Genomic DNA, 9,233 nt, shown 5'->3' on the forward strand with positions numbered 1-9,233 from the left:
GGGCAGGAAAACACTATGCGACACATTATTTCCATCCTGATCGAGAACGAAGCCGGCGCGCTGTCGCGCGTCGCCGGGCTGTTCTCGGCGCGCGGCTACAATATCGAATCCTTGACCGTAGCCCCCACCGAAGATGAATCCCTTTCGCGCATGACCATTCTGACCACGGGTTCGGATGATGTCATCGAGCAGATCACCAAGCAGCTGAACAAGCTGGTCGATGTGGTCAAGGTGGTCGATCTGTCGGAAGCCGCGCACGTCGAGCGCGAGCTGATGATGATCAAGGTGCGTGCCACCGGTAAGGATCGTGAGGAGATGAAACGTATGACCGACATCTTCCGCGGTCGTATCATCGATGTTACCGAAACCACCTATGTCATTGAATTGACGGGCGATAGCACTAAGCTTGACGCCTTCATCGCGGCGCTCGATGGCGGCCTGATTCTCGAAACCGTGCGTACGGGGGTGTGCGGCATTGGCCGTGGCGACCGTATTCTCAAAGTTTGATTGACCCTGTTTTACTCAAGATACCCAAGAGGACTGCATGAAAGTTTATTACGACAAGGACGCTGATCTCTCCCTCATCAAGGGCAAGAACGTCACCATCGTGGGCTACGGCTCGCAAGGCCATGCCCACGCCCAGAACCTGCGTGATTCCGGCGTGAATGTCACCGTTGGCCTGCGCAAGAGTGGCGCATCCTGGGCCAAGGCCGAAGGGGCCGGACTCAAGGTGGCCGAGGTTAAGGATGCCGTGGCTGCCGCCGATCTGGTCATGATTCTGCTGCCCGACGAAAACATTCCCGAGGTGTACAAGAATGACGTCGAGCCGAACATCAAGCCGGGCGCAACCCTGGCTTTCGCCCACGGCTTCAACGTGCATTACAACCAGGTCGTGCCGCGCGCCGACCTCGATGTCATCATGGTTGCCCCGAAGGGCCCCGGCCATACCGTGCGCTCCGAGTACCTCAAGGGCGGCGGCGTGCCGTCCTTGATCGCCATTTACCAGGACAAGTCCGGCAAGGCCAAGGACATTGCCCTGTCCTACGCCGCAGCCAACGGCGGCACCAAGGGCGGCGTCATCGAAACCAATTTCAAGGAAGAAACCGAAACCGACCTGTTCGGTGAGCAGGCCGTGCTCTGCGGCGGTGCCGTCGAACTGGTCAAAATGGGTTTCGAAACTTTGGTTGAAGCCGGCTACGCGCCGGAAATGGCCTACTTCGAGTGCCTGCACGAACTGAAGTTGATCGTCGACCTGATGTACGAAGGCGGCATCGCCAACATGAACTACTCGATCTCGAACAATGCCGAATACGGCGAGTACGTGACCGGTCCGGAAGTCATCAACGAAGAGTCGCGCGCCGCCATGCGCAATGCTCTGAAGCGCATCCAAACGGGCGAATATGCCAAGATGTTCATTCTCGAAGGCCGTACCAATTATCCGAGCATGACCGCACGCCGTCGCTTGAACGCTGAACATCCGATCGAAACGGTTGGCGGTCAGCTGCGCGACATGATGCCCTGGATCAAGAAAAACAAGCTGGTCGATCAGTCGAAAAACTGATTTTTCACGCTGGGTTTTTCCTTACGGGCGGTGTTGGCAAAGCACCGCCCGTGTTGTTTCTGCGCGCTGAGCGAATGCGGTGTATCCTAGTCGCCTGCAGCTTTTCCCTGGGTTTTCCTTTCGCATGACCGAACTTAAACCGCGTAAATCCTTGTTCAATCCAGACGTCAAACGTCGGGGCATTTACCTGCTGCCAAATTTATTTACGACAGCGGCGCTTTTTGCTGGTTTTTTTGCCATCGTGCAGGCCATTCAAGGGGATTTTGAACGCGCGGCCATGGCGATTTTCATCGCCATGGTGCTCGATGGTCTGGATGGGCGCGTCGCGCGTCTGACCAATACGCAGTCGGCCTTTGGCGCGGAATACGATTCCTTGTCCGACATGGTGAGCTTCGGTGTCGCCCCCGCCTTGGTGATGTATGAGTGGACGCTGCGTGATTTGGGGCGTCTGGGCTGGATTGCTGCCTTTATTTATTGCGCAGGTGCGGCCTTGCGTCTGGCGCGTTTTAATACCACTCTGGAAGTGGTGGACAAGCGTTTTTTCCAGGGCTTGCCTTCGCCGGCCGCCGCCGCTTTGGTTGCGGGGCTGGTATGGGTGATGCTGCTCGCTCAGGTGCCGGGCTACGATGTGCGCTGGTTGGCCTGCGCACTGACGGTTTTTGCCGGCCTGACGATGATTTCCAATATCCGCTATTACAGCTTCAAAGACATTAATCTCAAGAAGAGCGTGCCGTTTTTTGTCATTGCGGCGGTGGCCTTGAGCTTTGCCTTGGTTGCCTACAGCCCGGGTGTTGCTTTGTTTGCTTTCTTTGTTCTGTATTGTTTGTCCGGTTATGTTCTGGCGCTCGTTGGCATGGTGCGAGGAAAAAAAACGGCGGTCTAACTTGCGCTGCTGTTATTGCTTGCGCGCGTGCGGCGCACGAAGGCGATGCACGCGATGAAGACGATCAGCGCCAAGACGGTTTCGAGCAGCGCCAGTAGCTGGCTTGGGCCGTGTTCGCTGGTGGCGCGCAATAAACCTTCAAGCAGATAAAACTGGATCAAGAGCGAGAGCCATTTATAGGTGTAGCGCTTGCCGCGCAAAATCCCAAAAAGCGGCAGCAGCAAAACGGCCCCTTTAAGGATCAACCAGGAGCCGCCTGGGCGCAGGGGGGCGAGCCAGCCTTCCCAGAGAATGCAGAGAAAAATCAGAAGAATGAGCGCGCCACAGGTGCTGTAGCGCAGGTGGTCGGTGCTGGGCGTCAAGGCGTGTCGGGAGTGATGGTGAAAATTTCGATGGCGGCGGTTTGTTCGCGCAAGCTGCCGGTGCGCATTTCACGAATTTTTAGATTGTCCTGTTCGACAAGCAGTAAAACTTGCCCTTGATGTTCGTGCAACAGACCGCTTGGCACGACGAGGGTTTCTTCCGGGTGCAAGGGGGTGACGGGCAGGAGGAGTGCCGGCGTTTGCGTCGCGGCCTCTGTTTGCGGGCGTACGATGCGCGCCGGGAGGGTGCGTGTCGAAAGCAGCTGCAAACCGATTTCAACGTGCTCAGGGTTGTCGGATAAAGCCCAGCGCACGAAACACAAATGCCAGTTGCTGGCGGTGGAGGTTTGCTGCGGCTGAATGGCAACGATGTCGCCCACGCGCAAGGCGCTGGTGCTGCCGGAAACGTGCATCAGTGCGTAGCCATCCGGGCTTTCGTTGGTGACCATCCATTCGCTGCTGCGCTTTGCTTCGCCTTTGCGTAAAAGGCGGTGCAGGTTGTTGAGTCCGGCATGCAGGCGGACGCGATAAATTTGTCGGCGTCGCGGAAATTTGCGTTTTACCGGGTTGCCCCAGGCGCTTTCCAGGCGGCGTAAAACACCCAAACCGGCCCGGCTGGCGGCAAATTCAGGCAGACTGAGTTGGCTCGGGGTGTTGCCTTGGCGCAAGGCTTCGCGCAATTCTTCGACGATACGCGCCAGTTCGCTGCTGTTGAAAAACCAGACTTGCGCATCAGGGCTGGGCGCGCGGCGTAATAAGGCGGTTGCGGGTGTGTCGCGTTCGGGGTCAATCCAGAAACAGGCGTTGGGCTCGGCGCACGGCGTCGTGCTCAAGCGCAGCGGCGGTGCGAGTTGGGCGACCAACAGCTTGATGAAACTGAGCTCTTCAGAAGTGAAGGCGGCAGGCTGGGTGGCGGCCACGAGCAGGGTGTTCAGATAGAGACGCTCGATCGAAGGCGTCCCCAGCGGCCCAGGGGTGCGTTCGACGGCCAGACGCAGGGTCGATTGATAGGTGGCGTGCAGTTGTTGCCAAAGGCCGGCGCGCGGTGTGGCGGAAATTTGGTCGTGCAGCTGAATTTGCCAGATCAATAAACGCATGGCCCGGCGCAAGGTGGTGTGCGCCATATTGGCCGGCGGCTGGTTGAGCGGGTCAAAGAGCAGGGAGAGGGTGTTGAGATAATCCTGCGCAAGAATTTCCAGCACTTCAAGCAGGGTGCGCACGCGCAGCCGTAATTGCCGGGAAATCGGCAGCGGCAGATCGCGCAGCGAAGCGTGTTCGTGATCGAGCAAGGTTTCGATGCGCGGAAAAACCAGATCGAGCAGGCGGATGCGCTGTTGCGTCGGCAAAGGCGCTTGACGCAGCAAGCTGAGCTGGCTGAAGAGGGTGTCGACGTGCGAGCTATCGAGAATATCCGGCGCCTGTGCCAGCCATTGCAGGAAGGGGTTTATGCCGTTATCGTCGAGTTGCGCGCTAGAGGCGCTAGGGGACATGCTCATGGTGGGCGCAGAGTAGCAAAAAAGCGGTTTTTGCGCACCTTTGCGGTTTCTGGTTTATGGCCTCCGCGCCATGCATTTGCCCCGCGAGATTGCGCGGCGGAACGTGTGCGCCAGGCTGTAGCTCGGTATAATCGGCGGCTTTCCGTTTCCTTGGCGCGGTTCTGATTTCATGCGCGTTTTTCGCGGTTATTCGCAGCCAGTGTCTGAGCCTTCTGCTTTGGCGATTGGTAATTTCGACGGGGTGCACCTGGGGCACGCAGCCTTGTTGCGGCGCGTGCGTCAGGTGGCGCAGGCGGGCGGCTGGGCGCCGAGTGTGCTCAGTTTTGAGCCGCATCCACGTGAGTTTTTCAGTCCGGACAGTGCGCCGGCGCGCTTGAGCACTTTGCGCGAGAAGCTGGGCTTGCTGGCTGCCGAGGGTATGGCGCAGACGATGATCTGCCCGTTTACTACAAAATTTGCAGCGCTTTCGGCAGAAGCCTTTATCGACGAAGTGCTGGTGCGCGCGCTGCAGGTGCGGCATCTGGTGATCGGTGACGATTTTCGCTTTGGTGCCGGGCGGCGCGGCGATTTTTCTTTGCTCTGCCAGGCCGGTGAAAATCATGGCTTTAACGTTGAAGCCATGGGCAGCGTGAGTGTTGATGGCGAACGCGTTTCCAGTTCGGGTGTGCGCCGTGCGCTGACGGCGGGTGATCTTGCCCATGCCGGGCGTTTGCTGGCGCGCCCCTATGCGATTGACGGTCAAGTCATACGCGGTCGTCAACTGGGGCGACAGTTGGGTTTTGCGACGGCAAATTTGCGCATCAAGCACAATCCCCTGCCGCTGCGTGGTGTTTTTGCGGTGGATGTGATCGGCCTGGACGCTCAAGCCTTGCCTGGGGTGGCCAATCTCGGCCTGCGCCCGACCCTGGAAGGCACGCGCCCCTTGCTGGAAGTGCATCTGTTTGATTTTGCACGCGATATTTACGGCGCGCACATCAGCGTGCGGTTTTTGCACAAGCTGCGCGATGAGCAGCGGTTTTCTGATTTGGCTGCCTTGCAGGCGCAAATTGCCGCCGATGCCCAGGCTGCGCGCGCGTTTTTTGCTGCGGCGAGCCCGCATTCTTGATCCCTTATTTTATTTTTCTGACCATGGCTGACTACAAACACACCCTTAATCTCCCTGATACCCCCTTCCCCATGCGCGGCGATTTGCCCAAGCGCGAACCGCAGTGGGTGGCGGCCTGGCAGGAGAAAAAGCTGTATCAGCACATTCGTGCCCTATCTGCCGGGCGGCCCAAATTCGTTTTGCACGACGGCCCGCCTTATGCCAACGGTGATATTCACATTGGGCATGCGGTCAATAAAATTCTCAAAGACATCATCATCCGCTCGAAAACTCTGGCGGGATTTGATGCGCCCTATGTGCCGGGCTGGGATTGCCACGGCATGCCGATCGAAATTCAGATCGAGAAAATGCATGGCAAGACGATTGCGCGCGAGCAAGTGCAACAACTGGCGCGGGCTTATGCTGCCGAGCAAATCGAGCGGCAAAAAAAAGATTTCATCCGTTTGGGGGTACTCGGCGAATGGGATAAGCCTTACCTGACGATGAATTTCAAAACCGAGGCTGACGAAATTCGCGCGCTGGCGGCGATGGTCAAACGCGGTTTCGTTTATCGCGGGCTGAAGCCGGTGAATTGGTGTTTCGACTGCGGTTCGGCGCTGGCGGAAGCCGAAGTGGAATATCAGGACAAAAAATCCCCGGCCATCGACGTGGGTTTTCCGATTGTCGAGCGCGACAAGTTGGCCGCCGCTTTCGGTTTGTCGCAGCTGCCCGCCGGCGAGGTTTACGCGGTGATCTGGACCACCACGCCGTGGACGATTCCGGGTAACCAGGCGCTCAACGTGCATCCGGAAGTGGTGTATCACCTGGTGCAGACCGAACGCGGCTGCCTCGTGCTGGCGGCGGATTTGCAAGAAACCTGTCTGGCGCGTTACGGCCTTGCGGGAGAAACCCTGGCCGCCTGTGCGGGCGCGGCCCTGGAGCGCATTGCCTTTCGCCACCCCTTGTATGCACGCCAGGCACCGGTTTATCTGGCCGAATATGTTGCCACCGATGCCGGTACCGGCATCGTGCACTCTGCGCCCGCCTACGGTCTGGACGACTTCCACACCTGTAAGCGCTACGGTCTGCACAATGAAGACATCCTGACGCCGGTGCAAGGCGATGGGCGTTTCGTTGCCGATCTGCCTTTCTTCGGCGGTTTGAACGTGTGGAAAGCCAACCCGCTGGTGGTGGACAAGCTGGCTGAAGTGGGGGCGTTGTTCAAGCACGCCAGCATCGAGCACAGCTACATGCACTGCTGGCGGCACAAGACGCCGCTGATCTACCGCGCCACCAGCCAGTGGTTCGTGCGCATGGATGCGCCGGATGTCGACAGCCAGGGCGTCGCCGCCACCGAACCCGCCGGCCACACGCTGCGCTGCGCCGCCTTGCAGGGCGTCGAGGATACCGCCTTCTATCCCGCCTGGGGCAAGAACCGCCTGCACGCCATGATCGCCAATCGCCCCGACTGGTGCATCTCGCGCCAGCGCAACTGGGGCGTGCCGCTGCCGTTCTTCACCCACAAGGCGAGCGGCGAGTTGCATCCGAACACGCTGGAACTGATGGAAGCCGTGGCGCAGCGCGTCGAAGCGGGCGGCATCGAGGCGTGGACGGCGCTGGATGCCGCCGAACTGCTTGGCAGTGAGGCAGCCGATTACGTCAAAACCACCGACATTCTCGACGTCTGGTTCGATTCCGGTACTACGCACCTGAGCGTCATGCGCGGCTCGCATGCCGATCAACTCGCCTGGCCGGCCGACCTTTACCTGGAAGGCTCCGACCAGCATCGCGGCTGGTTCCATTCCTCCCTCTTGACCGGTGCCGCCATGGATGGCCGCGCGCCGTACAAGGCGCTCTTGACGCATGGCTTCGTGGTCGATGGCAAGGGCCACAAGATGTCGAAATCGAAAGGCAACGTCATCGCGCCGCAGCAGGTATCCGACAAAATGGGGGCCGACATCCTGCGCCTGTGGGTGGCCGCCACCGATTATTCCGGCGAACTCAACATCTCCGACGAAATCCTGAAGCGCGTCGTCGAAGCCTACCGCCGCATCCGCAACACCCTGCGCTTTCTGCTGGCCAACGTTTCCGATTTCGACCCGGCGACGGACATGCTGCCAGTAGAAGACTGGCTGGAGATCGACCGCTACGCGCTGGCGCTCACTAGAGCCTTGCAGCAGACCTGTACCGCTGGTTACGACAAATTCGAGTTCCACCACGTAGTGCAGGCCCTGCAAACCTTCTGTTCGGAAGACCTCGGCGGCTTCTACCTCGACATCCTGAAAGACCGCCTCTATACCACCGGCGCAAAATCGCGCGCCAGGCGCTCGGCGCAATCGGCCCTGTGGCACATCGTGCACACCTTCGTCCGCCTGCTGGCACCGGTCACTGCCTTTACGGCGGAAGAAGTGTGGGCGGTGCTCAATGGTAGCGACGATGATTCCGTCATGCTGCACACTTGGCACGAACTGCCCGCCGCTGCCGACGAAACGGCCCTGCTCGAAAAATGGGCGCTGCTGCGCGAAGTGCGCAACGACGTCACCAAAGCGCTGGAGGCACGCCGCGAAGCCGGGGAAATTGGCGCGGCCTTGCAGGCAGCGGTGGAAATTCGCTGCGCTGGGGAAAAATTTGCGGCACTCACTTCGCTGGCGGACGATCTCAAATTCATTTTCATTTGTTCGACGGCCACGGTGATCGAAGACGCCCAGGAAAAGGTCAGCGCCATGCCCTTGTCGCACGCCAAATGCGAGCGTTGCTGGCACGTGCGCGAGGATGTCGGCCAGGATGCCGCGCACCCGGAGTTGTGCGGGCGCTGCGTGAGCAATCTTTTCGGCGCGGGCGAGGCACGCGAACATGCCTAAAGTGGCGCACTGGTACGCGCTCGCCGCGCTCGTGCTCGTGCTCGATCAGCTCAGTAAGCACTTGGTGCTCGATCATGTCATGCCCGGCGAAGTGATTTATTTCACTGCATTCTGGAACTGGGTGCTGACTTTTAATCCCGGGGCGGCCTTTAGTTTTCTGGCGGATCAGCCGGGCTGGCAACGTTGGTTTTTTACCATTCTGGCCCTGGCGGTTTCGCTCTGGATCGCCCTGGAGTTGCGCAAGCAAGCGGAGCAAAAACTGCTCTCGCTGGCTTTCGCCCTGGTCATGGGCGGCGCGCTCGGCAACGTGATCGACCGCGTGCGTTTTGGTGCCGTGGTCGACTTCGTGCAGTGGCACGTCGCCGGTTACTATTGGCCCGCCTTCAACGTTGCGGATTCCGCCATTAGCCTGGGCGCGGTGCTGCTCATTTTTGCCTCATTGACTTCCCGGAAGGAATCGCCATGACCGCCTGCGTCAAAGCAGACAGTTTTCTTACCCTGCATTACCGCATCTCGACACTGGACGGCGAGGAGTTCTTGTCCACCTTCGACATGAGCCCGGCCACCCTGCAAATGGGCGGAGGGCAACTGGCGGAATCCTTGGAGGAGGTGTTGCTTGGCCTGCTGCAAGGCGAGCACTATGTGTTCGAGCTGGAGCCGGGGCAGGCCTTCGGTGAGCACAACCCGCGTCTGGTCGAGCGCATCGCCCGCAGCGGTCTGCCGGCGGGCATGGAATTGAAGGAAAACTCCATCGTCGAGTTCACCGCCCCGAACGGTGCGGCTTTCTCCGGTTTTTTGCGTGAGCTCACTGCCACGAGCGCACTCTTCGATTTCAATCACCCGCTGGCCGGAAAAGCCATTCGCTTTGAGGTGAAGCTGATCGGAGTGATGTGAGTTTTTAGCCTCTGCGTTGACGAAAAAAGGAGCCGAAGCTCCTTTTTTCAATTCAGGCCGGTGTCGCATCAAGGCAAACAACCTGTACAACT

General features: G+C 59.2%; 9 protein-coding genes. 7 read left to right on the top strand and 2 right to left on the bottom strand.

Going from position 1 to position 9,233, the window contains the following annotated elements:
• Positions 1–15: 15 nt before the first annotated feature.
• From ilvN to pssA, 3 genes are all read left to right on the top strand, one after another.
• The gene (gene ilvN, locus ACM62Q_RS11275) at positions 16–507 is read left to right on the top strand and encodes an acetolactate synthase small subunit (RefSeq protein WP_415036643.1); all 492 of its coding nucleotides are present in this window, start codon (positions 16–18) and stop codon (positions 505–507) included.
• A gap of 37 nt (positions 508–544) precedes the next feature.
• Positions 545–1,561, top strand: a complete 1,017-nt coding sequence (ilvC, locus tag ACM62Q_RS11280; RefSeq protein WP_415036609.1) for a ketol-acid reductoisomerase — start codon at positions 545–547, stop codon at positions 1,559–1,561.
• Between the two features lie 124 nt (positions 1,562–1,685).
• Positions 1,686–2,444 carry a CDP-diacylglycerol--serine O-phosphatidyltransferase gene (pssA, locus tag ACM62Q_RS11285; protein ID WP_415036611.1) on the top strand — a complete coding sequence of 253 codons (759 nt, stop codon included), beginning with the start codon at positions 1,686–1,688 and terminating at the stop codon, positions 2,442–2,444.
• Here pssA and ACM62Q_RS11290 read toward each other — a convergent pair.
• On the bottom strand, positions 2,441–2,806 hold the full coding sequence (locus ACM62Q_RS11290; RefSeq protein ID WP_415036613.1) for a DUF2069 domain-containing protein: 366 nt from the start codon (positions 2,804–2,806) through the stop codon (positions 2,441–2,443). The two genes, pssA and ACM62Q_RS11290, sit on opposite strands and share 4 nt — an antisense overlap.
• Complete coding sequence (locus ACM62Q_RS11295) at positions 2,803–4,302, bottom strand: hypothetical protein (protein ID WP_415036615.1); 1,500 nt, start codon at positions 4,300–4,302, stop codon at positions 2,803–2,805. Before ACM62Q_RS11295 ends, ACM62Q_RS11290 begins: the two co-directional genes overlap by 4 nt.
• A 169-nt stretch (positions 4,303–4,471) precedes the next feature.
• Here ACM62Q_RS11295 and ACM62Q_RS11300 point away from each other — a divergent pair, with 169 nt between their 5' ends.
• The 4 genes from ACM62Q_RS11300 to ACM62Q_RS11315 are packed head-to-tail and all read left to right on the top strand — an operon-like array spanning position 4,472 to position 9,141.
• Positions 4,472–5,407: a bifunctional riboflavin kinase/FAD synthetase gene (locus ACM62Q_RS11300; protein WP_415036617.1), complete on the top strand. Its 936-nt coding sequence runs from the start codon at positions 4,472–4,474 to the stop codon at positions 5,405–5,407.
• 23 nt (positions 5,408–5,430) lie between these two features.
• A complete protein-coding gene (ileS, locus tag ACM62Q_RS11305; protein WP_415036645.1) occupies positions 5,431–8,247 on the top strand; it encodes an isoleucine--tRNA ligase in 2,817 nt (938 codons plus the stop codon).
• On the top strand, positions 8,240–8,713 hold the full coding sequence (gene lspA / locus ACM62Q_RS11310) for a signal peptidase II (RefSeq protein ID WP_415036619.1): 474 nt from the start codon (positions 8,240–8,242) through the stop codon (positions 8,711–8,713). The genes ileS and lspA overlap by 8 nt, the downstream gene beginning before the upstream one ends.
• Positions 8,710–9,141, top strand: coding sequence for an FKBP-type peptidyl-prolyl cis-trans isomerase (locus ACM62Q_RS11315; protein ID WP_415036621.1), 432 nt, complete (start codon positions 8,710–8,712; stop codon positions 9,139–9,141). Before lspA ends, ACM62Q_RS11315 begins: the two co-directional genes overlap by 4 nt.
• Positions 9,142–9,233 lie beyond the last annotated feature (92 nt).

Source organism: Azonexus sp., assembly GCF_047638095.1.
Taxonomy (GTDB): Bacteria; Pseudomonadota; Gammaproteobacteria; order Burkholderiales; family Rhodocyclaceae; genus Azonexus.